Annotated in this window: 20 protein-coding genes; 11 read left to right on the top strand and 9 right to left on the bottom strand. The window is 60.6% G+C overall.

Annotated elements, in window-relative coordinates; genetic code table 11:
• Positions 1-4: 4 nt before the first annotated feature.
• The gene (locus IH944_04315; protein ID MCH7903775.1) at positions 5-1,213 is read left to right on the top strand and encodes a hydroxyacid dehydrogenase; all 1,209 of its coding nucleotides are present in this window, start codon (positions 5-7) and stop codon (positions 1,211-1,213) included.
• A gap of 55 nt (positions 1,214-1,268) precedes the next feature.
• Positions 1,269-2,234 carry a hypothetical protein gene (locus tag IH944_04310; GenBank protein ID MCH7903774.1) on the top strand — a complete coding sequence of 322 codons (966 nt, stop codon included), beginning with the start codon at positions 1,269-1,271 and terminating at the stop codon, positions 2,232-2,234.
• 139 nt (positions 2,235-2,373) lie between these two features.
• Here IH944_04310 and alr read toward each other — a convergent pair whose 3' ends face one another.
• Complete coding sequence (gene alr, locus IH944_04305; GenBank protein MCH7903773.1) at positions 2,374-3,462, bottom strand: alanine racemase; 1,089 nt, start codon at positions 3,460-3,462, stop codon at positions 2,374-2,376.
• A 93-nt stretch (positions 3,463-3,555) separates the two neighbouring features.
• On the opposite strand from alr, the gene IH944_04300 reads away from it, so the two are divergent.
• A complete protein-coding gene (locus IH944_04300; protein MCH7903772.1) occupies positions 3,556-4,119 on the top strand; it encodes a TetR/AcrR family transcriptional regulator in 564 nt (187 codons plus the stop codon).
• On the opposite strand, the gene IH944_04295 is transcribed toward IH944_04300, so the two are convergent.
• A complete protein-coding gene (locus IH944_04295) occupies positions 4,097-5,065 on the bottom strand; it encodes an ABC transporter ATP-binding protein (protein MCH7903771.1) in 969 nt (322 codons plus the stop codon). The two genes, IH944_04300 and IH944_04295, sit on opposite strands and share 23 nt — an antisense overlap.
• Before the next feature lie 59 nt (positions 5,066-5,124).
• Here IH944_04295 and IH944_04290 point away from each other — a divergent pair, with 59 nt between their 5' ends.
• Positions 5,125-5,787, top strand: a complete 663-nt coding sequence (locus IH944_04290; GenBank protein ID MCH7903770.1) for a response regulator transcription factor — start codon at positions 5,125-5,127, stop codon at positions 5,785-5,787.
• Between the two features lie 188 nt (positions 5,788-5,975).
• Positions 5,976-6,497: a hypothetical protein gene (locus tag IH944_04285; protein MCH7903769.1), complete on the top strand. Its 522-nt coding sequence runs from the start codon at positions 5,976-5,978 to the stop codon at positions 6,495-6,497.
• 62 nt (positions 6,498-6,559) lie between these two features.
• Here the strand turns inward: IH944_04285 and IH944_04280 are convergent, their stop codons facing one another.
• The 3 genes from IH944_04280 to rmuC all read right to left on the bottom strand — a co-directional run bounded on the left by IH944_04280 (position 6,560) and on the right by rmuC (position 11,029).
• Complete coding sequence (locus tag IH944_04280) at positions 6,560-7,759, bottom strand: glycine C-acetyltransferase (protein MCH7903768.1); 1,200 nt, start codon at positions 7,757-7,759, stop codon at positions 6,560-6,562.
• Between the two features lie 71 nt (positions 7,760-7,830).
• Positions 7,831-9,531 (bottom strand): hypothetical protein, encoded by a 1,701-nt coding sequence (locus IH944_04275; protein MCH7903767.1) that lies wholly within the window; start codon positions 9,529-9,531, stop codon positions 7,831-7,833.
• A 130-nt stretch (positions 9,532-9,661) separates the two neighbouring features.
• Entirely contained in the window at positions 9,662-11,029 is a 1,368-nt protein-coding gene (rmuC, locus tag IH944_04270; protein ID MCH7903766.1) for a DNA recombination protein RmuC, read from the bottom strand.
• A gap of 51 nt (positions 11,030-11,080) precedes the next feature.
• Here rmuC and prpB point away from each other — a divergent pair, with 51 nt between their 5' ends.
• Both prpB and IH944_04260 read left to right on the top strand, forming a co-directional pair.
• A complete protein-coding gene (prpB, locus tag IH944_04265; protein ID MCH7903765.1) occupies positions 11,081-11,965 on the top strand; it encodes a methylisocitrate lyase in 885 nt (294 codons plus the stop codon).
• Between the two features lie 143 nt (positions 11,966-12,108).
• The gene (locus IH944_04260) at positions 12,109-13,245 is read left to right on the top strand and encodes a citrate synthase (protein MCH7903764.1); all 1,137 of its coding nucleotides are present in this window, start codon (positions 12,109-12,111) and stop codon (positions 13,243-13,245) included.
• Between the two features lie 87 nt (positions 13,246-13,332).
• On the opposite strand, the gene IH944_04255 is transcribed toward IH944_04260, so the two are convergent.
• Together IH944_04255 and IH944_04250 are read right to left on the bottom strand one after the other, a co-directional pair.
• Complete coding sequence (locus IH944_04255; protein ID MCH7903763.1) at positions 13,333-14,664, bottom strand: hypothetical protein; 1,332 nt, start codon at positions 14,662-14,664, stop codon at positions 13,333-13,335.
• Positions 14,665-15,944: 1,280 nt separating this feature from the next.
• On the bottom strand, positions 15,945-16,976 hold the full coding sequence (locus tag IH944_04250) for a serine protease (protein MCH7903762.1): 1,032 nt from the start codon (positions 16,974-16,976) through the stop codon (positions 15,945-15,947).
• A gap of 91 nt (positions 16,977-17,067) precedes the next feature.
• On the opposite strand from IH944_04250, the gene IH944_04245 reads away from it, so the two are divergent.
• Together IH944_04245 and IH944_04240 are read left to right on the top strand one after the other, a co-directional pair.
• The gene (locus IH944_04245; protein ID MCH7903761.1) at positions 17,068-18,861 is read left to right on the top strand and encodes a DUF2207 domain-containing protein; all 1,794 of its coding nucleotides are present in this window, start codon (positions 17,068-17,070) and stop codon (positions 18,859-18,861) included.
• 301 nt (positions 18,862-19,162) lie between these two features.
• Complete coding sequence (locus tag IH944_04240) at positions 19,163-20,677, top strand: hypothetical protein (GenBank protein MCH7903760.1); 1,515 nt, start codon at positions 19,163-19,165, stop codon at positions 20,675-20,677.
• Between the two features lie 260 nt (positions 20,678-20,937).
• Here the strand turns inward: IH944_04240 and IH944_04235 are convergent, their stop codons facing one another.
• Positions 20,938-21,510, bottom strand: a complete 573-nt coding sequence (locus IH944_04235) for a hypothetical protein (GenBank protein MCH7903759.1) — start codon at positions 21,508-21,510, stop codon at positions 20,938-20,940.
• A gap of 240 nt (positions 21,511-21,750) precedes the next feature.
• Positions 21,751-23,217 (bottom strand): DUF1800 domain-containing protein, encoded by a 1,467-nt coding sequence (locus IH944_04230; GenBank protein ID MCH7903758.1) that lies wholly within the window; start codon positions 23,215-23,217, stop codon positions 21,751-21,753.
• 124 nt (positions 23,218-23,341) lie between these two features.
• Between IH944_04230 and IH944_04225 the strand changes: the two genes are divergently transcribed.
• Both IH944_04225 and IH944_04220 read left to right on the top strand, forming a co-directional pair.
• On the top strand, positions 23,342-24,241 hold the full coding sequence (locus IH944_04225; protein ID MCH7903757.1) for an endonuclease/exonuclease/phosphatase family protein: 900 nt from the start codon (positions 23,342-23,344) through the stop codon (positions 24,239-24,241).
• Positions 24,242-24,359: 118 nt separating this feature from the next.
• Positions 24,360-24,680: a hypothetical protein gene (locus IH944_04220; protein MCH7903756.1), complete on the top strand. Its 321-nt coding sequence runs from the start codon at positions 24,360-24,362 to the stop codon at positions 24,678-24,680.
• The last annotated feature ends 116 nt before the right edge of the window (positions 24,681-24,796 follow it).

Here is a 24,796-nt window from a genome sequence, read left to right as displayed (position 1 = left end):
GGCGATGAAAGTTCTAGTCGCCGACAAGCTCGAACAGAGCGCCCTCGACGGGCTCAGCGACCTCGGGTACGAGGTTGTCAGCAATCCCGATCTGAAGGAAAGGGCTCTCGCCGATGCTCTGAAAGAGACGCAGGCTGAAATCCTGATCGTGCGCTCTACGAGGGTTCCCGAGAACGTTATGGACGGCTCAAACCTATCGCTGATTATTCGCGCCGGCTCCGGCTATAACACCATTGACGTCGAGGCAGCCAGCACGCGTGGGACTTACGTCGCGAACTGCCCAGGCAAGAACTCGATCGCGGTGGCCGAGCTGGCGTTCGGGCTGATGCTCGCTCTCGACCGCTTCATCCCCGACAACGTCGCAGAGCTGCGAGCCGGAAAGTGGAACAAGAAGCGGTTCGGCAAAGGAAAGGGGCTGTACGGTCGCACGCTCGGCATCATCGGCCTGGGCAACGTGGCCCAAGAGCTGATCGTGCGCGCGCAGGCGTTCGGGATGAACGTCGTGGGGTTCAGCCGGTTCTTGACGCCGGAGTCCGCAGTCGGTCTGAACATCGGTCGCGCGGAGTCGCTCGAGGAGTTGGCGCAACAGTCAGACATCGTCTCGGTGCACGTCGCGCTCCGTTCGGAGACGACGAGGATGATCGACAAGCGCTTCTTTGACGCGATGAAGGACGGGGCTTACTTCATCAACACCAGCCGCGCGGAGGTCGTCGTGCAGGACGACCTGATCGCGGCTGTCAACTCCGGCAAGATCGTCGCCGGACTCGACGTGATCGAGGGAGAGCCGACGACTGGCGAGGCGAGCTACGACGGCGAGATCAAGGATATCCCCGGAATCTACTGCACGCACCACATCGGCGCCAGCACCGCGCAGGCGCAGGGGGCCGTGGCCGATGAAGTCGTACAGATCGTAAAGGAGTTCGTCTCGAGCGGCGGCGTTCCGAACGTGGTGAACGTCACGCGAGGCGAGATCGCGACGCACCTGCTCGTCGTGCGGCACCTCGACAAGGTCGGCGTGCTCGCGCACGTGTTCGACGTGTTGCGCGACGACTCGGTGAACGTGCAAGAGATGGAGAACGTCATCCTGGGCAAGGCGAAGGCGGCCATCGCGCACGTCTCCCTGGACAAGGCGCCCTCGGAACAGGCACTGGTCACAATCCGCACGCACAGCGACATCTTCGACGCGAGCGTGCTGCCGATCTCGACCAACTAGTCGTACAGGTACCTGCGCGCAACGTGACGTATACTTCAGGGAGGAGCGCAAGGAATTGAGAGAACTCTTTTTCTCCCTAGTCGTCGTCTCGTTGCTGACCGCCTCGTGCAAGAACGAAACGGAGCCAGTCGCGGCTATGTCGGACTTTACGGGCAAGTGGGAGGGCCATACAGTGATCACCGACGAGGATCTCGACACTATGCACGAGACGTTCCCCGAAGGCGACCGCGAAGTGCTGGAAAGAACCATGAGGCGAAACGCTGCAATGATCGTGTGGCACCTCAAGCTGAACGCCGACGGGACCGTAATTTTCGGAATTGTCGGAATACCCGCCTTCACGATGAGCCAGGGAACTTGGGAGCTGAGCGAGGACCGCGAGTCGATCACGGTCTCGAAGCTGAGCGGAGGGCCGTTGAGCACAACCACGAGCGTCCAGCCCGTGACTGGTGAAGAACGAAGTACCGAAGAGATCACCCCAAGACCTTCCGAACCGGTTATGAGCCTTAAAATTGCGGAAGACGGGCAGTCGCTGACGGATACGGTGGTGCAGGTCGGCAAGCTCGTCTACACGCGCCCTGGGACCGTTGCAACTGAGACGCCGGTGCCTGACGACCCGTACACTTATGCGGCGAGCGGCGAGGTTGCGGACTTCGTCGGTGAGTGGTCAATGTGGTTCGATATGGACGCACGCTGGGACGACATGCGCGGGGTGATGAGCGAGGCTGACGTGCAAATTATGAAAGAGGATTCCGAGTTCGAGACGGGTGGCGTGCACCTTATGGACGACATGACTTTCAGGTGGTTCGGAGACGACGCGCCGGAAGGAATGTGGGCTGTGAGTGAGGAAGGAGCGAGTGTTTTTCTCAAAGTGTCCGTTTCGGAGGAAGCGGCTGCTCTAATGGACGCCACGGAACTCGACGCCTTGACTATGGAACTGCGCCTAACCGAGGATAGGACAACGCTCGTCCCACATGACTCGGCAGGCAACATCCCGCCGATCATGATACTAAAGCGGAAGTGACCGGATCGAGCAGCCTCGACGGTCAGCAGAAGATTCGTTGATTCGATTACAGGTCGTAACCGCCGCCCAGCCAACCTTAGCTACTCGGTGCATCAGTTTGAGCAAGCCGGACTGCTGAAACTGAGCCAGCCATCAGCACCTAGTCGTACAGATACCGGCGTGCGACGCGGGACATGATGCGCGTTACGATCTCGTGCGAGATCGTGCCCGCCGCCTCCGCGAGCTGCGCGGCGGTGACCCCGTCGCCGATGAGCGTGACGACGTCTCCCGGTACTGCGCCTTCGATTTTGGTGACGTCCACGAGCACCTGATCCATGCAGACGGCCCCCACGACCGGCGCGCGCTGGCCGCGAATCAAAACGAAGGCGCTACTGTCCAACCGCCGCGGGTAACCGTCGCCGTATCCGACTCCGACCGTAGCGATAAGCATGTCTCGTTCAACTGCAAACGTCTCACCGTAGCTGAGTGTCGCACCCGGTCCGACCGCGCGCAGCGACGAAATCCGGCTGTACCAACTGAGCACCGGCTCGATGTCTGCATGCCCGCCGAACCCGTACGCCATCATTCCGACGCGGACCATGTCGAGGTGCGACTCAGGGTAGGTCACGGTGGCAGTCGAGTTGGCCTCATGTCGGATGGCAAACGTGATCCCGTTTCGCTCGCAGGCTTCTATCGCATCGCGGAACCGTCGCATCTGGCGCTTTGCGGAGTCCGGGTCGGACGCCGTTGCAAAGTGATGCGATACGCCGATGAGATCTACTCCCGGGAGCTCTGTGATCGCCTCCGCCACGTCGTCGGCCTCTTCCGGCTTGCACCCGAACCGCGATAGTCCGGTATCGACCTTAAGGTGAAGGTTCACGTCTCGCCCGCACTCCAGCGCCGCGCGGCTCAGCTCCTGGCTCATTTCGAGCCCTTCGACCGTGATCTCCAGGCCGTAGAACGCCGCCTGGTCGGCCTCAACTGGGAGCATGGGGGAGAGGACCAGAATCGGCGCGTCGATCCCTGCATCGCGCAGGGCTATGCCCTCTTGAACGGTGGCCACTGCAAGGTAATCAGCGCCGAAGCGAAGCGCGTACCTGCACACCGGGACCAGGCCGTGCCCGTAGGCGTCGGCCTTGGCCACCAGGGCCACCTTGACCTCCGAACCTACGATGCCCCTCACGACGGTCAAGTTCCGACCGAGCGCGGGCAAATCCACTTCAACCCAGGTACGAGGATACGGATCCACTGAAACATTCTGACGAGCCAGCTAGGCCGAGAATCTCGCAAAGGGCTAATCGGCCACTAGCATTCTTGCAAACCACCTGGTTAGAATAGAGCGGTGAACCGCGACGAGCAAATCCGACAGGCCGCTTACGACATCTTGGGGAACGAGGGGCTGGAGGCTCTCCACGCCCGGACGGTCGCCGCCAAGCTCGGCATCAACCACGCTACAGTGCACTACTACTTTGCTCGGCGCATCGACCTTTTGGTTGCGGTCGCCGAATACGCGCTGCACCAGCTCATTCGGGATCGCGTGCAGTTCCAAAAAGGCGCGCGAGGGCACAGGCAGAAGATCGAAAACGAGATCGCCCTCGCCGAGGCGTACTGTAGGCCGCAGAGTCGGTTTGTGAAGGTGCTGGCCGGGCTTTACGTCGCCGGGATCGAGTATCCTCAGATTCGCGCGAAGCTCGGCTCGATCTGGGACGAGTGGAAGGGGTTCATCGAAGAGCAGTTGACCAAGGCAAAAGCAGCCGATGCCCTGAAAGCGGATTCACCGTACGCCGACGCCGAGTTGCTGATGGCGACGCTCTTCGGGATGGGGATCGCGTCGCACATGCTCGAAGACAAGTTCGAACCGCAGAGGCACCTCGACACGGTGTTCAACTCTCTGCTGGGGGAGTAGCGCTGTCTGCCTGAGCCAGCCAACAAGCTGACAGCCGCTCCTGCCCAAGCGCCAGCAAGCCTGGCTCGACTTTGCACGCGTCGAATCGCTTGGGGCACCGCGGAGCGAACGAGCAGCCAGGCGGGAGCTTCGCTAGATTCGGCGGCTGGCCGCCGATCGACGCAAGACGCTCCTGGCCGACGCGCGGAAGAGCCGCGAGCAAAGCCTGCGTATACGGATGGACCGGCGATTTCAGCACCGCTTCCGCCCGCCCGAACTCTACGACCCGACCGGCGTAGTAGACCGCGATGTTCGTGGCGAGACAGCCGATCACCCCGATGTCGTGCGAAATCAGGATTACGGCGGTGTTCTCCTGTTTCTGCAAGTCTCGCAGCAGGTGCAGGATTTGCGCTTGCAGCGTTACGTCCAGCGCGGTCGTCGGCTCGTCTGCGATGAGCAGTTTCGGCTTGCTCGCGAACGCGATCGCGATGACGATTCGTTGACGCTGCCCGCCGCTCATCTGATGCTGGAACTTGCGGTATGAATCCTCTGGCGCCGGAACGCCGACCTTCTTGAGCATCTCTAGCGCGTTTGCCCGCGCCTCTTTCCGACGCTGACCGTGGTGCAGCCGGAACACCTCCGCGATCTGGTCGCCGACCCTCATCATCGGGTTGAGGCTGGTGAACGGGTCCTGCATGACCATCGAGATCTCCTGGCCGCGAATCTTCAGCCACTCCTTCTTCGAGATCGACGTGAGGTCGCGGCCGCCGAACTCGACGCTTCCTTTCGTGATTCGGGCCGTGCGCGGCAGCATCCCCATCAAAGTCAACCCGGTCATCGACTTGCCGCAGCCCGATTCCCCGACTACGCCGAGCGTGTCCCCAGGTTCAACGTCGAACGAGACGCCCCTCAAGATATGTGCGTCCTGAATATGAACGTTCAGGTCGCGCACTGACAGCAGGGCCATAACACCAGATTATGACTCGACGGCTCCAATTCGCAGGTCGTGCAAGTATAATCCCGGATATGTCGTCCACGATCCGAGTCGTCATCGCCGAGGATGAGCCTGCGTTCCGCAGCGCCATCCAGCGAGCGCTGACCCTCATGCCGGAGTGCGAGGTTCAAGCCGTCTGCGGAGACGGCCAGGAGGCGTGGGAGGCCTGTGAGAAGCAGGCTCCGAACGTTCTCCTCACAGATATCAACATGCCCCGCATGGACGGAATGGAGCTCATGCGGCGGATCGTGAAGATGGAGAAGGACACCCAGATCGTCGTCCTGACCGTCAGCGAAGAGGACGACACGGTGTTCGAGGCGTTCCGCGCCGGCGCGCTGGGCTACCTTCTCAAGACCTCGTCGCCGCAAGACGTGGTCGATGCGATCCGGCTGGCGCACCGCGGCGAGGCCAAGGTGACGCCCAAGATCGCTGCCAAGGTGATCATCGACTTCAGGCGAGTCAAAGACGACGACGAGACGGACGACACCGAGCTGTACGTGCTCAGCGACCGCGAGACGGAGATCCTCGAGCTGATCGCGAAGGGCATGCGGAACAAGGAGATCGCCAACCACCTCTCGATCGCCGAGAAGACGGTCAAGAACCACGTGAGCAACATCCTGAAGGCGTTGCAGGTCAACAGCCGCACGGAGGCCGCGATGAAGGCCGTCCGCGCGAAGCTCGTGCAGGGGTCTTAACGCTGCGATGTTCGAGCTAGAATAGGTCATATAGGTCTTATAGGACGTATCTAGTCGGCTCTCTTCGCACAAAGCTCATAGCCTCGCAGGCCAATGCTGTCGGACGGAGAATGCTGGTCTATGAACCTTTGCCCGTTGCCGCCGTCTAACAGAACAGGAGTTCTTGAGCGCGTTTCGTGAGGAGCGATATGAGGAACACACGACTTTTCTTGGTTTTATTGGCAGTTCTTGCCGCATGCTTGGGTTCGGCGCAGATCAGAACGGCCTCGTCAGAGCAATGGACGAACTTCGCAGTCGGCGAGGGGGTTCTCCATGGGCGGCACGACATCGACGCTCGGTTCGCGTTTCACGTGACTCAGACGGCCGACCATCGTGCAGAGGGCCGCTTCCGATTCGGAGTCCACATCCGGGATCGCGGCAAGGTGCACATCGTCAGCTTTCACATCAACCACCTCCGGCTCGGCCGGCACGAGGCCTGGTTCTCCGGCCCGGCGGTGTTTGAGGTTACGACCCGAGACGGTACCCACCGGTTCCGAGGAGGCCTGCGCGTCCACGTCCGCGACAACGTCGAGATCGGCGACGGCCATCATCGCCGGGTAGTCGACATGATGGAACTGCAATTCCAGGCGCGCGACTCAAGGATATCCTTCGACTTCGCCGGTTGGGCGCGGCACGATTCGATTCACGTCGGAAGACGACGCGATCGGTAGCTGCTGAATACTTCGGAGGATAGGTCCTATCGGTCGTATGTGACTTGTAGGACCTATCTTGTTCAAGCCTTCACCCCGAGCTTGTCGCGCACGCGGATGAACGCTTGCAGCGCCTCCTCGAGGTCTTCTTGGGTGTGGGCGGCGCTGGGCATGGTGCGGATGCGGGCTTTGCCGAGGGCGACGGTCGGGTAGCCGATCGAGAGCGCGTAGACGCCCTCGTCGAACAGCATTTTCTCCATCTGCTGCGCGTCGCCCTCGTCGCCGACGAACACCGGCGTGATCGGCGTCTCGGTGCCCATCGTGTCGAACCCCGCTTCTTGCAGCGCGCTCTTCCACCACTTCGCGTTCTCCCAAAGCCGCTTCATCGGCTCGGGATCGTTCTCCATCACGTCGAGCGCAGCGATGAGCGCGGCGGCGATCGCTGGCGGGTGCGCGGTGCTGAAGAGGTACGGACGGCCGCGGTTGATCAGCCACTCCTTCAATGAACCTGACCCGGCGATGTAACCGCCGACCACGCCAATCGCTTTCGACAGAGTACCAAGCTGGATATCGACGCGGCCGTACAGATCGAAATGCGAGGTCGAGCCCGCGCCGTTCTTCCCGAGCACCCCGCTAGCGTGCGCGTCGTCGACCATCACGAACGCGTCGTACTTCTCCGCCAGTTCGACGATCGCAGGCAACGGCGCGATGTCGCCGTCCATGCTGAATACGCCGTCGGTGATGATCATGCGCTTCTCGAACTCCTGCGTCTTGGTCAGGATGTCTTCGAGCATCCCCATGTCCTTGTGGTCGTAGACGTACCCCTCGGACTTGCGGTATTTGGCGGAGGACAAACGAACGCCGTCGATGATCGAGGCGTGGTTCAGCGCGTCGCTGATCACCACGTCTTTCTTCGACAGCACCGCTGGGATGCAGCCGCTGTTCGCCGTGAACCCGCTCGTGAAGACCAGCACCGCTTCGACGTTTTTGAACTTAGCCAGACGCTCCTCGAGCTCGTCGTGGACCTGCATCGTGCCGCCGATCCACCGCACAGCCCCCGCGCCGACGCCCCACCGCTCGACCGCATCGACCATGGCTTGCTTGACCTTCGGGTGGTCGGCGAGGCCGAGGTAGTTGTTGCTCGAAAAGTTGATGACGTCCTTGCCGTCCATCCGCACCCGCCCGCGTGCTGGCGACTCGAGCACCCGCGGGGTCTTGTACAGGTTCTTGTCGTGGAGCTCCTGGATGTTGGTCTTCAGCCACCTCTGCAGCGTCTGGTTCATCGCCCAGAGTTTAGACCAGGAAGACCGTCACCGCCCGCCCATTTGCTCGGACGGGCGGTGACGAGCGACCTCTATTCACGCCGGATGTGCTTGACGATGAGAATCTTCTCTTCGCCTGGCTCAATCGTGAAGCGCCAGGTGTTCCTCGACGGGTTGTGATAGCGGGACGACCCGCTGTACGGGTAGACCAGTCGGATCGTCTCCGTCTCGTCCGGGTTTGCGTCGACCAGGTCGGCGATGATTTCATAGACCAGTTCAAACTCGATCGCCTCCTTGCGCGTGTTGACGATCTTGAAGTGCGCCTCTCGCGTGTATTTTGTGTGGCTCCACCCGAACCACTCTGTGTTGCGAGAATCTATGCGCTCGCGCTCGATCTCCTGCAGGACGTGGGTGACCGGGATATCGACGGCCGCTCCGAGAACGACGCTCGCCTTTTGCCCGGCAGCGGTGAACGGCATCTCCGACTTTGCAAGAGGCAGCCCGTCCTTCATGACGAGGCAGTCTCCGTCAGGCATAACGAACGGCTCGTCGCTGGTCAGCCGGATCAGGTGCTCGACCTCGTCCAGAACCGCGCCCCTCTGCACGTTCGATCGAGTGATGTAGTCGCGCACCGTCCAGCGGTATAGGTGCCTCGCGTCGCCTTCGACCGAACGGTAACTGCGCGTCAGCCGCTCGCCGCGCTCCAACGTCAACAGGCCGACGTCGATGCGGAAAAGGTCTTCGACGCGGTTCAGCGGCACCGGCTGGTTCGGGTCTCGGTATACATTCGACGAAGGGTAGTAGTACGGATTGTCGACGCCGCCCGGGCTATAGCCGCCGGGGCGTACCCCAGCAAAAACAGAGCTTGCAAATGCCATCACTGGGCGATAGAGCGCGTCAGCGTACTGGTAGCCCGGCATGGCACCAGGACGACCTTGGTTCGTATACTGTTGCTTGAGCGCGTCGAACGGGTCCCGCTCCGCGCCAGGCCGGTACCGCGGCATCCTGACGCCAGCGATGAAATCGACCAGCGGGGCGAGCCCGCTCGCGAGATCCGCGACCGGCGCACTCGGGAAGCCCGGTCTACCGGCGATCAGCCCCACTCTCGTGTCGTCAAACTCTCTCGGGCCTACGGCCACTTGCGTCTTCATGTCGATCGTACACCGCTCGCCGCTGAGCGTCACCCTGTAGCTCGGCGCCCAGGTCGCACCCGTTTCGATCGATGAGAGGAGCAGCGTGCAACCGTTCTCCGTGCTCACGTCGACCACAAGTTCGGCACCGTCTTCGGTGAGAACGACCTCGCCGACGAGGTCGAGCCCCTTCACGTCCAGCTCGACGACCTGGGTCACGCTGATGATGGTGAGCTTTCCTCCGCCCCTATCGATGATGACGGTGCCGAGCGCGGCTGGCGAAACGTAGCGGACCTCCCCTCGCAGCTTCTGGAGCCTGTTGTTCGGGTCGCGGTAGGAGAGCGAGACCTGATTCCCAACGTTCTCGATCAGGATGTCACCGACAGCGAAAAGCTGAACCTCCTGCCTGGTGACGTTTTCAGACCATTTCGTCCGGAGGCTGTTGACCTGGCCGTCTCCGTCGATCTCGTACCAGAACGTCCCTGAGGCCGCGTCGGGCACAACGTCCAGCTTATAGACGCCGCCTCCCGGCGGAATGTACACCTCTCGGACGACGGACATCGTTCCGTTCCTGAAGATGTTGGCCTCGACGATCCTTGACGAAAGCTCTGGAAGTTCGTCCCCAACGAAAGCGCCACACAGCAAAGCTGATAAGACAATCATGTTCCTCTCCTCGCCCTCCCCACATGGTCGGACGAACCGAGCGACTGCAGGTTACTTGGGAGTATGAACCGTCTCGCCTCAGGCCGCACGTTGTTAGAGCGAGCCACCCGGCTCCAACTGTGATTTCAACTCAGTCAGTCAGTTCGGCGAGTTCAGGCTGTTCGCCTTCGGCCTCGTCATCATCCAGAGGCGTCAACGCTTCAATGGCCGCCCGGTCAGGGGGCGATGTCAGCTCGTCTTTGTTGAAATCGCGCAGGTCATCGCTGACTTCTCCTAATCTGAGTTCGCTCGTGTCGCCTGGAACGCCCAGCTTCTGAAACTTCCGCGCCGTCGCAAAGAGGCGGGAATCTATCGACCCGATCGCACTGTTATATCCGTCCACGGCGCTGGTCAGACCGCCCTTGAGCTTTCTTAGGTGGTCCGCCACCGTCGCAAGCCGCGTGATCAGTTCGGTGCCAAGCGACGCTACCTCAGCCGAGTTCTTCCGAAGCTGCTCCTGCTGCCAGCCCAGGGCGATCGTCTGCAACAGGGCGAACAGCATCGTCGGAGACGAGAGAACAACGTTCCGCTCCAGCCCGTAGTCCATGATCTCGGTGTCGTGGTACAGCGCGGCTGCAAGCGAAGCCTCGATCGGCAGGTACATCACGACCAACGAGTTTCCGACGGCTTCGTCTCGGTACTGCTTGCTGTTCAACGCGTCGATGTCGCGGCGCACGTTGGCGGCGTGTCGCTTCAAATGCGTCGCCCTATCCTCTTCGCTTTCCACCTCCATCGCGTCGTGGTAGGAGTTCAGCGGTGTCTTGCAGTCGATGACGACCCGGCCGTTGTTCGGCATGAAAACGGTGCAGTCCGGACGGCGCGTCTGGCCATCGACCTGTGACGACTGCTGCATGGTGTAGTGCTTGCCATCGACGAGACCGACGCGTTCGAGAATCACCTCTAGCATCATCTCGCCGACGCGGCCTCGCTGCGTGGGGCCTTTCAGCAGGGATTTGAGATCGGTCGCCATGGCTCGCTGCTTCTCGAGTTCATCGGCGAGGCTTTTGACGCTAGCCTGCGTCTTAGTAGATCTTTCAGTGTGGTCGACCTGCATCTTGATCAGTAGTTCCTCGTACTCTTTCAGCTGCTCCGAGAGCGGGTCGATCTTCTCTCCTGCGGCCTCGACGAACTGCTCCCTGTTGTCTTTGAGGGCGTCCGCGGCAAGGGCCTTGAAGGCGTCCGTCGCCGACTTCTTCATGTCGTTCAGCTCTTCGACTCTCTCCTTGTGGGCCCGCTGCGCCTGTTCAAACTGCCCTTCGAGAACGCCGCACTTCTGGGTCGATTCTGTCAGATCATCCGTCAAGTCGGTGACCCTTTGCTGCTGTGCCTTCAGGTCTTCGTCTCCCCGATTGAGCATCCCCATTGCGTCCTCGAGCCTTCGCTTATCTGCGAAGTAAACGACTAGAGCGCCGAGCACAAGACCGGCAAACCCAACGACGATTGGAATCAGGCCTTCCATGAAAACAGTATATCTCTGTCTAGCATTTCCAGGCGCGGGTACATTCCACATATGATCCACGCACCTCTCCACGCTCCGGGTGCACAGCTGCGCAAGTTGTTCGAGGACGAGATCGTCGTGATGCCGGGCGCGTTTTCGGCGATGACTGCGCTGGCGGCGTACAAGGCGGGAGCGAAAGCCGTGTACCTGAGCGGCGGGGCGATGACGAACAACCAGCTCGGGGTTCCGGACATCGGACTGATGACTCTGACAGAGATGTCGAGCATCGCCGCGCAGGCGTGCCAGGTCGCTCCGGTGCCGATCATCAGCGACGCAGACACGGGGTTCGGGGCAGAGTGGAACGCGGTGCGATCCGTCATCGAGTTCGAGCGGGCCGGTCTCGCGGGCATCCATATTGAGGATCAGGTTTCGCCGAAGCGGTGTGGACACCTGGACGGCAAAGCAGTCGTGGCGAGGGAATGGATGTGCTCGAAGATCCGTGCAGCGGTCTCGGCGAAGAAGGACTCGTCTTTCATGATCCTTGCCCGGACCGATGCAGCAGCTATCGAGGGCGTACCAGTGGCTATCGACAGGGCGAAGGCCTACGTCGACGCTGGAGCCGACGGCGTTTTCCCCGAAGGGCTGGCGAGCGAAGAGGAGTTTGAGGCGTTCCGGGCAGGCCTGCCGGGAGTGCCGCTGCTGGCCAACATGACCGAGTTCGGCAAGACCCCCCTGATCCCTGCGGCAAGGTTCGGCGAAATGGGCTACCAGATGGTGATCTTCCCCGTCTCCGCACTGCGAGTAATGCTGAAGTCCGTCGGTAGCTTCTATGAAGACCTGCTTAAAACCGGCACCCAAGAAGGGTGGATCGAGCGGATGGCGACGCGGGACGAACTGTACGAGCTGATCGACTATGAGGAGTACACCGCGATGGGCAAAGAGTGGTCGGGCGAATAGTCCCTAGTTGAACTTGGGAGCCGAACAAGCCTCTGGTAGACTCGGATCAGACGCTGGGGACGTCGCCGACGCCTGATTCTCGACCAGTCCAGGCACGGAAACCAACCCCAATGACGACGAAGTCAGCGACAGCGAGAAGAACCATGAGCGTGACCGCGTATCCGAACTACAGCCCCGGCCTGCAGGGGATCATTGCCGGCATCACGACGATCTCAAAGATCGTCAGCGACACCAGCACCTTGACCTACCGAGGCGTCAACGTCCACGACCTCGCCGAAAAGGGCAGCTTCGAAGAGACCGCGCACCTGCTGGTCGTCGGGCACCTGCCGAACGCGCAGGAGTTGGCGGACTTCAAGGCCGAGCTGGCCAAGGGTCGCGCATTGCCGAAGGCGGTCATCGACGCGCTGCGGCTCACGCCGAAGAACATGCATCCGATGGACCAGCTAAAGGTCGGTTACTCGGTGCTCTGCGCTTTCGACCCGGACTACGCGAACTCCGACCACGATGCCAACGTTCGCAAGGCGATCCGGATAATGGCCGCCGCGCCGGCGATCGTCGCCGCTGGATACCGTCTCAAGAACGGCCAAGAGCCTGTCGACCCCGACCCCGAGCTCGACACGGCCGCCAACTTCCTCTATATGCTCCACGGCGAGAAGTCCGACGACTTCACCGTGAAGACGATGGACACAAGCCTGACGCTCTACGCGGAGCACACGTACAACGCCTCGACCTTCGCCTGCCGCGTGACCGTTGCGACCCTGAGCGACGTCTACAGCGGCATTGTGACCGGCATCGGAACCCTCAAGGGCTCCCTGCACGGCGGAGCGAACGAGAAGGCGATGGAGATGCTCCAGGAGATCGGGTCGGTCGAGAACGCCGAGCCGTGGATCCGAGACGCGCTGGCGACCAAGAAGAAGATCATGGGGTTCGGCCACCGCGAGTACAAGAAGGGCGACAGCCGCGTCCCGATGATGTCCAAGATGGCCAAGGAGATCGGCCAGCGCAAGGGCAACACCAAGTGGGGCGACATCGCCAACGTGCTCGAGAAGATCATGCTCGACGAGAAAGGGATCCACCCGAACGTCGACTTCCCCGCCGCCTACGCCTACTTCCTGCTGGGAATCCCGATCCCGCTCTACACGCCGATCTTCGTGATCGCGCGCGTGAGCGGCTGGAGCGCCCACGCGATCGAGCAACTCGACAACAACCGGCTCATCCGACCGACGTGCATCTACGAAGGCCCCGAGAACGTCGGGTACACGCCGATCGAGAGCCGCTGAACACATCCAGCGCGCTAGTACAAGAGAGGCGCCTGCCGAAACTTATTCGGCAGGCGCCTTGCGTTTTGTGCCCTGTCAGTTGGCCGGCTACGTGTTAACGACCCACTGGAGCTTTTCCAGGAAAACAGTCCACGGGAATCCGATGGCAGGCCCAACTTGGAAGTAGCTGACCTTGGATCGCATCGTTAGATTCGCCGGGTGAATGTAGTCCGCCAAGTTGCCAGGCGCAAATGTCAGCACCGTCGACTCGGAGGTTCCGATGATTCCGCTGTGGACTTTGATCCACCGATTCGTCGCGTAGTTCCAAAGATCGACGTCCATTTTCAGGCCAACGGTTCCAACTTTGGATGTCACGTCGAACCTGATTCCGCTCACCGTCGTGGAGCTGATAAACGTCTCCACTATCAACTGTGCAGGCGGCTCGCTTTGGTTCAAGGTGATGCCAGCCTCTCCAACCAGGTAGTTGTCGTCATCAAACCAAAGGCTGCCGATGTTGCCGGATATCGGGTTGCCCCGGAACCACTGGAACGTGGCCGGCCTGAGCACATCGGTTGCTGAGGTGCTGACCTTTATCTCGAGGTACATATTGGCTCCAGGAAAATCTGGACCGTAGTTGTCGATCTCCGTCTCGTCGTAGATTCCGTCCGGCGGATTGTCGTAGTAGAACAGATCCTCGCTAGTTCCGATCTGAGGGCCGTTGCTGGCGAAAATGATCGCTACGTTCGTCACGAACTGGCCTTCTCCTTCCTCCGGAAAGGTCGGTTCACGGTACTGCTGGGCGAAGTAGCACACGCGATTCGGCACGATCGCAATTGGACTAAGCGACAGATCGACGGTAACTTCGAACGCCCCGATCGTCGACGGGAAGTCAACTAACGGATCAAGGTAGAACCCAAAATCGAACAGCTCGTCGATGAACGCCGGCTGGCCAGGGCCTTGCCCTGGATCGGGAGTTTCCCAGCTGCGCCATCGAACCAGGAACTTGTCCGTTCTGCCGCCGCCGAAGTCGCCTAAATTGACCGCGAACGATACAATGCGCCACGCCTTGTTCTCACTTCCGGGTATCAGGACCAGATCGTCCAGCGAACTGCTGTTATTTGGAGTGTATGCGTTGTCACCGGTGTCGTTTTGGTAGACGACAATATCAGCGCTGGCCGGCTCTTCCAGACCTCCGCCTCTGCCGCTTCTCGGATTTGGTCTGCGGCCACGGCTCCTGTCCGCTCCCGGGCTGCCGAACTCCCTCGCTTTGATCGGTTGGATCCTATATTGGATCACAGTGCCGGTGACATCGACTCGCTCTCCTTTGGCGTTGGTGATGTAGCCGAATTCCAGCTCTGTCTCACCGTAGGTGACCTGAGCCAGTGCGACCCCAGTCGCGAAAATTAGCGCTAAGAACGCTGCTGCTCGAAGATGCATCATGAACCTCGTCTTTACATTCTATTTGCGGTACAGGTCAATCGACGGTTTTCAAACCTGCCCTGTCGCAAATCTAGTATATATGCTGGCGCCCTGCAAACAACCCCGGGCACAGCAATTGATTGGACGTGGCCTGTCGGATTCTTGTTCCAAAAAAGAGAAGAACGGCGTTGCGCGGTAAACCGCTCAACGCCGTTACTTCTTTATATATTCGGCTGAGCAGCCGTGCTAGCCAGCTACCCAGTCGAACCCTGACGGACCATAATGTCTTAATTCGGAGCCCGAAGGCTCTTCACTTCGACCCAACGAACCATAACAGGCTCGATTCGCCAAACTCAGACGCCTGACACATCTGTTGCCAGACGCGCCCTGCGCGCTCCGCGCATTAATTTAACGGGCAGACAACCAACTCGGATAAATCCGACCGATCATCCTTTTCGCTCCATCAACGCTTGCACGCCGATTTCGCGTCCCGCCGTAGACTCGACTCCGAAGAGCCTAGCCCTACGCAGTAGCCCATCGCCAAGAGAGCGAACCGAGATTTGCGAACACTGACCTCGAAGTGGGCTGCTTCTCGAAGTCCTCCCGGTCAGTCGAAGCCCCTCGACCTTGCGGGTCTTATCCTCGCATTCTTAGATCGGACGCTTCCTTTGATTGCTCAAAGCCGAAACTCTGAGCCCCCATCGGCTGGGCCGTCCGCTCCAAAGGCTATCTCGCCGCCACAATTCCCTTTGCCTCCGGTTGCCCTTTGGCTCTGGGTCTTGCAACTCGTCGATCGCTTGTGAATACAATACACGAAGTCGCCGACATTGCAACACAAAGATTGGCGTTGTTTTCCACAGCCTTTTCCCCACGCAATTCTACGGGGCTGCCGGCGACTACGGGGCACAGTCGCTGCAACCCAGATCGGCACGAAATAAGGCCCCGGGCCTGGGGAGAGGGATCAAGAACGCGACAGATTCCCGGCGGCTGGCATCATCGCGCGTCAACCGCGTAACGACCCTGCCACCGCTGAAGTTTCTGGCGCAATGCCATCAAGGGACGATGACCCACTTTATTCCTCTCCTGTGCAGATTGACAGCACTCTACGGCAAACTTGCCACAACTCCCGACGGCCCGGACTCGAACGCGGCGAGCAATCCCGGTAGACTCACGGGGGTGTCGTCGCGCGCGGCGGTCGCGGCCGACGGTTTCAAGCTCAGTCCCGAGGGTTTGTGTCCCTGTCCCTCCCGGCTCGAGGGGTGGAGGGTCTGGGTTCGACGAATCGGCCTTTCAGTCATGACCTACCGCACGATCTTGTAATCGAGCATCCGCAACTGAACCGAGCGTGTACTCTTCCGAACGGATTCAGGCAAGTCGACAAAGTTCTGCTGGACCAGTTCGCCACTCGGAAGCAATTCAACTGTTCTTTCAAGGCCTGGAGGTATTTCGCTGTTCTTGTACGTGTAGCGCACAAAGTGAATCGGCCGCTCATCTTCGTCCAAGAAGATAACGATACATTCAACATCTTTGACAGTGAACTCGCCAGTGTTCTTAATGACGAACGTACACCCCAGATTGGCATGTGTTCCGGTCCACTTGAATCTGTCAGCAATCAGGGCCTTCTCTCGGCTGTTGCCCGCAAATGACGTAGACTTGGACTTGGAGAAGTTGCTGATCTTTTTCTCTTCGCCTCTTTCGCTCGCCATGAGCGCTAGTACGTATTCGCTCGGCACGGCAAAGTTCAGGTTCTGACCGCCTTCGATGCCCGCCGATGCCACTCCGATAACCCCGCCCGAACTGTTCAAAATGGGGCCGCCGCTGCTTCCAGGGGAGATGGGTGCCGACACCTGGAAGAGCCTAAGGCCCTTTCTAATGGTGCGGACAGCGCTGACAAGTCCGTCACTGAAGGTTCCCGTTAGACCCCTCGGGTTCCCTGCGGCGTAGATCCTGTCGCCTGTCCCGACGTTGGAACTGTCCGCAACTATCAGGGGCCGGAGTCCGGACGTGCTCACCTTGAGCAAAGCCAGGTCTCTTTGTTCATCCACGGCAAGGACTGACTCGACTCTAAGTTTTCTCGACTGATTACCGAAGGTTACGGTCGCCGTTGCTCCTCCCTCGATCACGTGCAGGTTTGTTGCGACTATCCCTTCGTCCACGACGAAACAGCTTCCCAGGCTGAGCGGTGTGCCGTTGGAATCATACAGTGTGACGAGTCCGACAGAAGGAAGCGTCCTGTCCGCGATTTCACGGGCAGACTGGGCGTAACAGAGCGAGGTCAAAGCGAGCCCAATCAGAAGAGGGCTCACCTTTGCGGCAAAGACTCCTTTTCTCACAGGCCCATCATAGCACGGGTCAGAAGTACCGTTGTTCCGAGACGGCGTGGAGCGTGGTGCCCCTGCGACCGGTAGGTAAAGTCGTAGCGAGATGCAATTGGTCAGACGGGATCTAGCACTTGTTACGTTCGTCGCGCTGAGCGGCATCTGTCTCGCGCAGAGCGGCCCTTACTCGATAGACAGCTTCGACGTCCGGATATGGTTGAACGAGGACACGACGATCGAGGTCGAGGAGACGATCGCCGTCACGTTCAACGAGCCGAGAAGGGGCATCTTCCGGACGATACCGGTCGTCTACCCCACCGGCGGAGGCCAAGAGAGGGCGATCCACCTGCGCGTGATAGGCGTGACCGACCTCGCGGGCAACAGGCAGCAGACAAAGATCAGCAGAGAAGGCAACAACCTGAAGATACGGATCGGGAATCCGGACGTTTATCTGCCTGCTGAAACGCAGCGCACCTACGTCATTCGGTACACGGTGTTCGGCGCGCTCAACTGGCACGACGACGACTCCCGGTGGGAGCCGTGGACGGAGCTGTACTGGAACGTGACGGGCACTGAATGGGACGTGCCGATCGAATCCGCGAGCTTCTGGCTGCAGTTTCCCGAAACGGATATTCAGAACGTACGCGGGCAGGTGTTCATCGGCCGGTACGGATCCGCAAACACGGTCGCTATCGAAGGCGCGAATTCAATCGACGCAGACAACCGTGCCAACACCGCCATCACGTTGCAAGGACAAGTGTTTTCCGGCAGTACGTCTTCTCGAATCTATCCCGGCTCCGGCTTGACCATCGTGTTTGGCATCCCTCAGGACGCGCTGCCGAAGTTGCCTTGGCACAAGGAACTCCTGGCCCGCATAGTTGAGTACCTTGCTCTGTTCACCCCGCTCGTCGTAGTTGCGATCCTGCTTCCGATTTGGAACAGAATCGGTCGCGACGTCAAGGACATAGCCATCCCCGTTCAATTCGAACCGCCTGACGGCATCAGCGCATCATTAGCCGGCACGTTGATCGACGAGAGGGTCGACCAGCGCGACCTAGCCGCGGGCATCATGTCGCTGGCAGTCAACGGTTTCCTGCTCGTCGAAATCAAAGAGACCGGTTCGGTCTTCAAGAAGAACGAAGTCCTATTGCGCCTGACGGACAAGACGGACACCAGTGGATTGCCCGCGCTTGAATCGAGGCTGTATCGACTGATCAAGAGGGGCGGCGAGTTGATCACGACCAAGGACCTGCGTGAGAACGTCGCGCCGATGATCCAGTCGTTGAGAACCGACTTGTACGACCAAGCGATCGCACGCGGCTACTACCTCAGAAACCCGGCGACCGTGCGCAGCGGATGGATCCTTGGTGGATTCGCGCTGAGCGGCGGCGTTGCCTACGCGCTGTTCTCGCTGTCCATCATTCAGGTTGTTCCGGCGGCGATCGTTGGAGGTCTTCTCGGCGTTGTTCCCGCCGTCTGGATCGGCTGGCACATGCCGAAACGGACGCGGTATGGTTCAGCTGCTAGGCGCAAGGTCTTGGGGTTCTATGAAATGATGCGCCACCGCGAGAACTACCTCAAGTGGGTCGTCGAGACGCAGCCGGACGGACTCAAGTACGAACAGTACCTTGCGTACGCGGTCGCCTTTGACCTGATCGAACAGTGGAACGACGCGTTCAAGGACATCTTGACCGAGCCTCCTTCGTGGTACAAGCACCCTTACGGCATGCCCTTCCACGCGTCGCTCTTTGCAGCCGCACTTGGACACATCGTCAGCCAGGTCGGCAGCGCAGCTTCGATGCCGCTAAGGGCGGACGGCGCCAGCTCTGGAAGCTCTGGGTTCGGCGGTGGCGGGTTCTCCGGCGGCGGCTTCGGCGGCGGCGGCGGTGGGAGTTGGTAGTGCTGAGTGCTGAATGGGGACCGGGTTCGGGAGTTCGGGAGTTCGGGAGTTCGGGGGTTCGACCCTAGACCCTCGACCCTCAGCCCACGAACGCATCGTCCTTAGGGTACGGGCGGCCTGAATCGGCGTGAACCCGGCAAGGGCCCAGTGGCGTTCGAAGCGCTGGAACAAGAGGAAGCCATCTGCTGTCAGTAGTTGCAGCATTGTTCATGGCATCTGGCAGGGGCTGGGTGGCCGAAGGCGACAGCAGCAGGCACGAGAGAGCCGGGGACCAGGCGCCGGAACAGGAGGCTAAGAAAAAATGAACCATTTGCTGAAGTACTTGATGATCCTCGCAGGACTCACAATTTTTTCCGTTGAGTCGATCGCATCGAACGCGCTGTTGGACAACGAAGACACGTTCACCTTCACCAACAGCACGGGCGTGGCGGTCAACGACTTGCACATTGAGTGGTCAAGGGCCGTGAAGGTGAAGTCTGACACGCCGTTCAAGAAGACGAGCGGCAGCGGCTCGAACAAGACGGACCATTCGAAAGGCACCGTCGCCGCAGGTGCGACCGCATCGGTCACCGTTTCGTGGAACGGCTCCGACCCGAAAGTAAAGAGGTGGTGGTGGACGATAGACACGGTGAGAGAGGGCCCGATACATTACGGCAGCCCGACTACGGCCAGCACAGGCTCCTCTTGGGGTCTTGACACCGCAACGTTCGTCACGGCCTACGGCACGCTGACTGTGAACCTGCCGGACGACGCCGCAGCGGGCGACACGATTTCCGGCACGGTGATTCCGCAGCCTAGCGGCGACACTCCGGATGAAATGCAGCGGAACATGGGCGAGCTCAGCGGCTATGTAGTCGAGGTGGAGAGCACCGAGACACCGGGCGGCGGCGGCAAGTTCACACTTCCGATCGTTGGCGCCATCGTACACATCGCTTTGAAGGACTCAAGCGGGAGAACCGTCGGCACGGCTCAGATTCCGGCCGACCCGACTCCAAGGCCCGGACACGCCGGCCAGCCGACCGCAGGCGATTACGACCTGCCGGAGTATGGGCAGGCAGGCAAACCGTTCGAGGTTTCCGGACCGTTCGACGGCGACATCGGCAGCACCGGTCTTACAATTGGCGGACGAGAAGTGCTGATTCTCGCCGAGTCCCCCAGGAAAGCGGTAGGCATCTGTCCTCCGGGCGCTTCCGGAGCGACGCGGGTCGAACTGACTGAGAACGGCGTCATCGCCAGCGATGACTTCAATCGCCTTAACGTGCAGTTGTCGGTCGGCAAATTCTCGCTGCTGAGCGGCGAGTCCACAACGATCACAGCCACCGTCGAAGGCCTTCAGGGCTTGTCCGCAGACGCCTTTCCGATACAGATGCGGTTGGTGAACCGTTCGCCTAGGATCGTGAGTCTCTCGGGCACGGCGCACGTCGGTTGGTCCTTGCAAGAAGAAATGCGGATGGAGGGACCGATCACGATGAGCGACGTTCTTACAGGGAAGACACCCGCGCCGTTCACGATCGTCTGCGAGATCGGCGAATTCTCGTCAAGGTGCGGCGTGCAGACACATGTCCTGTTGATATCGAGGATATCCAAGACGAGAAAAGGCTGGCAGTACTGCGTAACGTGGACGGAACAATGCAATCTGGGAACGTGCCTTCTCAGGTCGGGCCACGCCGGAGACCACGCCTACGTTTACAAGAAGTGCGGCACGCACGCCGACATCCCACACGAAGACTGTTACGCGACGAAGAACGCGCGTGACGCGCAGTACAGAAAACTGCAAAGAGAAAAGAAGAAGCGGGAATCGGACGCCGGCTATTAGCGGCCGGCGAGAGTCCCGATCAGCAGAGGGCCGTCATTCGCCTGGATACGCAGAGCGAGTGACGGCCCTGCCATTCCCGGCATGACTCGGCCTCTGTTGCGGCGAATTGCACGCCGGCATAGCCACGACTGAGGACGTCATTGGCCGGTTGCCGGACGAAGAGTTCTCCCAACCGGCTGAGACGGTTGACGGGTACGAGGTTTACGTGAGCCTGATCCCGGCGCGGTAGGCCTGCGCGAGGCGGCGGGAGAGGATCGCTCTCAGATAACCCGTTCGAACAGGTTAACTTTGTATTGCGTCTTGCTCGGCAGCGATCTCTGGAACGCCTCCTGGGTTCTCCAGAAGCCAACGCTGGTGATCTCCTCGGGCACACCCTCCAGCCGTCCCTGCATGAACCCCAGGAAGCCGTCCATCAGTTTCAGTTCCTCGAAGATGTAAGAGAGTTCGCTCGAGAGTTCGTCTCCTCGGCCGGTGTCCGCTACCCGAGTGCTGAACGACGCGAGTTGTTTGATCTCAATCTCGTCGGGGGCAAGGCCCCCCCGCGCCTCGATGCGGATAAAGCGCAAGTCCGGCGCTTCCTCCCAAGACCCCATCAGGTCGACCAGTTGCCCGCTTTTCGCTGCCTCCGCCTCTATTCGCTTAGCCGCCTCGGGGGTGGCGTAATGGTTGAGCGCGATGAAGCCGGTGGGGTCGGATGTGAGCCGCCACACCGTTACGGAGAGGAAGTCATCGTTCTCCGCAAGAGGTTTCGACCACAGTCGCTGATAGTTCAACAACAGCGGCCAGTCGGACAGGCTGACGCACAGCCCCGCAGACCTGATCATTTCGGTCACTGTGTCAGTGTAGCCCAGGCGCGTCGGGTAACGCGAGGCCGCGCAGAAGTGGCTCGAGTGTGGAGTGCTGAGCGCTGAATGGGGGACGAGGTTCGGAAGTTTGGAGGCTCGGGAGCTAGACCCTGGACCTTAGACCCTTGCACCCGTCGCCCGTTGCCCGTCGCCCGCCAAGGCGAACGGCGCGATAGCCCGTGAGCATCCGAGCCGGTGTCGCAGGAGCGCCACCCTCCAGCTCAGCGCTCAGCAAAGGTGGAACTCGGGCATGGCGAACAGCGCAGTGATGACCGGGGTGAGGGCTCGCTTTGCGGCCGCGTTGTCCGACATCGCAGAGACCCCGCCAGCGTTCTCGAACGCCACGACTATCAGCGCCTTCCGCTCATCGTCAACCTCAGCGTCGAACTTCTCAATGACGTGGTCGACGATAGACTCGGCTGTCGCTTCCTTGCCGCTCGCCGCGAACGATTCGCGGAGCGAGTCCAGCGTGCCGTTCGACGAGTTCGGGCCGGTGAGCAACGTCGAAAGCTTGATCCGCTCAAGCATCGTCGCCGTCGTGATCCACCCCTCTCCCCAGTTCCAGCCTGCGACGTCGGGCGGATATAGCAGGGCCATCCCCTGCTGCGACATGAACGTGTTGAGCGCGTTGCCCGTGGAGATCAGCGTGTTTCCTGCGGGCGTGTCGATCGGCGCGTCCGGTTCTCGGTCGGCGAGCCACACTTCCTTGCGGTCGAGCTGCCGAACGATTGCGATGACGAAGTCCACGGGGCTCTTGATCCGTTTGCGGACGCACCTGTCGCTCCAAAACTCGTCGGACGCGGCGATCGCGACGAGCAGCGACTTGATGTCCCCGTCGGTCTCTTTCCAAACCCTGGCGAGCCGCCGCTTAACTTTTTCCTCGGGATCGTCGTAGGCGTAGAACTCCCAAAGCTTTGTCGTGACGTAGTCGACCGTCTCATCGCGCTCGCAAAGCAAGTCGAGCAAGGAGTCCGTGTCGAAGTTCGCGGTCTTGCCGAGGATCGTCTTCTCTCCGTCGTCGAACAGCGACTTGCTGAACGCGGGAACGACGAGCTGCTGGCCCTTCAGAGCCGCGCCGAAAATCTGCCTCTTGTTCTCCTCGTTGCCCTGGCCCTGGACGAACAGCGTCCGGTAGCCCCAGCCCGTGAGCGCGCGGGAGGCCTCGAGCACGTCTGTCTCCGTGTACTTCCCCTCGCCCATGGTGAACAACTCGAGCAGTTCGCGTCCGTAGTTCTCGTTCGGCGTGCCTTTGATGTTCTGCGCTCCGTCGAGCCAGACGAGCATCGCAGGATCGACCGTCATCGCGCCGAGCAGATCGCGGAACTTGCCGTGCCCGTGCTTGCGCATCGTCTCCAGGTGGTAGAGCATGATGACGCCGCTCTTCACCTTTTCCGCGCTGACGGCGAAGTGGTCGTGCCAGAAGAGGTTTAGCCGGTCGAGCGCAGGGCGGTCGGTAACGCACATGTTGACCGTCCACCAGGCGACCGCCCTCTGGGGCTGGCCGTTCAGGTTTCCGTCGGCGTTCAGGAAGAACGAATATGGGCTGACCGGAAACGCGGTTTCTTCCCTCTCGAAGTCGAGTAGGTGGCCGAGCACCTCGTCGAGCGACTTGCCTTCATAGAACGCAAGCTCGTCGAGCGTCGCTCCCATCGCGAAGCGTCTCAACAGATGCGCGTTCCGTTCCCGGATGGTCACAGTACTAGTCATTTTATCACAGGTTCGGGTTGGTTCGGGAATTCGGTAGTTCGACCCTCGACCCTATTCAGCATTCAGCATTCAGCACTCGGCACTCGGGACTCAGACCGTGTAACCTGGAGCCATGATCGGCCTCGCGATCTTCGTGACTATGATGACCGCCCCAGATCCTCCGACTCTGCGCGTGCTCACCTACAACATCCACCACGGCCAGGGTGAGGACGGCGTGTTCGACCTTGAGCGGATCGCGCGCGTGATCAAGAGCGTGAAGCCTGACCTCGTCGCGCTTCAGGAGGTTGACAAGGGCACAGAGCGCTCATCGGGCGTCGATCAAGCGGCGGTGCTCGGCGAGTTGACCGGGATGCACGTGGTCTTCGGCGAAGCGATGCCGTACGACGGAGGCTCTTACGGCGAGGCGGTTCTGTCGCGATGGCCGATCGTGAGCTTCGAGGCGCACGCGCTCCCCTATCAGGAACGCCAGGAGCCCCGCTCCGCGCTCGCGGCGCGCGTGAAGCCCGACAGCGGCCTGGCCGAGCTGCTCATCGTCGGCACGCACCTCTGCCACCAGAGCGACCAGACACGGCTGTGGCAGTGCGGCATGTTGAACAGGCTGTTCGCCAACGCGACCTTGACCGTCGTCATGGCAGGCGACCTGAACGCGAAGCCCGGCTCCCGTCCGATGAAAGAGTTGCTGTCCGGCGGTTGGATAGACGTGGATGCGGTTGGAGCCCAGCCGACCTCCCCCTCCAGCTCACCGCGCCTACGGATCGACTACGTCCTTTATCGGAAGTGCGATCCGTGGAGGGCCGTATCCGTCGAGGTGCTGGACGAGCCGGTCGCCAGCGACCACGCGCCGATGCTGGCCGTTCTTGAGTGGCGAGGAGGAAGGATCTGGGGTCTAGGGTCTAGGGGAGTGGGCAGTGGGCGACTGGCAGAAACGCCAAAAGCCGCCTCCTGGACTCACGGGCTATGTGCGCAGGACGAGTCTGGAGACGGCCCTGCGGGAAGAGTTGTTGAGGACTGACAGGCACCCCATCGTATCACTCACTGGGCCGGGAGGTATTGGGAAGACCAGCCTTGCTATCGTTGCGCTAGAGGGAATAACACACCTAGACCCGCCGCCTTACGATCTGATTCTCTGGATGAGTGCGCGCGATATCGATCTCCTCGAGTCCGGCCCGAAGCCAGTCTCACCAGGAGTAGTCAGACAGAACGATATCGCGCGTGCAGCGGTTACGCTCCTCGAGCCACCGGAAAGCACGGAGCCAGGTTTTCGGCCAGAAGTCTACTTTCAGGACTGCCTTAGCAACGGAGCCGCCGGCCCAACGCTGTTCGTGTTTGATAACTTCGAAACCATTGAGAATCCGCCTGACGTGTTCAGATGGATCGACACCTACATCAGACTCCCGAACAAGGTGCTTATCACTACCCGCTTCCGCGATTTCGCCGGCGACAAAGGGTGACGACGACGCCATCGCCGAGGCCATCGAGCTGATGGCGAATGCTAAGCGTCCGATTTTCTATACCGGCGGCGGCATCATCAACGCCGGTCCCCTCGCCAGCGAGCGGCTGCGCGAGC

It is taken from the genome of Armatimonadota bacterium, assembly GCA_022563855.1.
Classification (GTDB): domain Bacteria; phylum Armatimonadota; class Fimbriimonadia; order Fimbriimonadales; family Fimbriimonadaceae; genus JADFMN01.
Note: the sequence above shows the minus strand (reverse complement) of the source record. Positions and strands in the feature narration are given on the sequence as shown.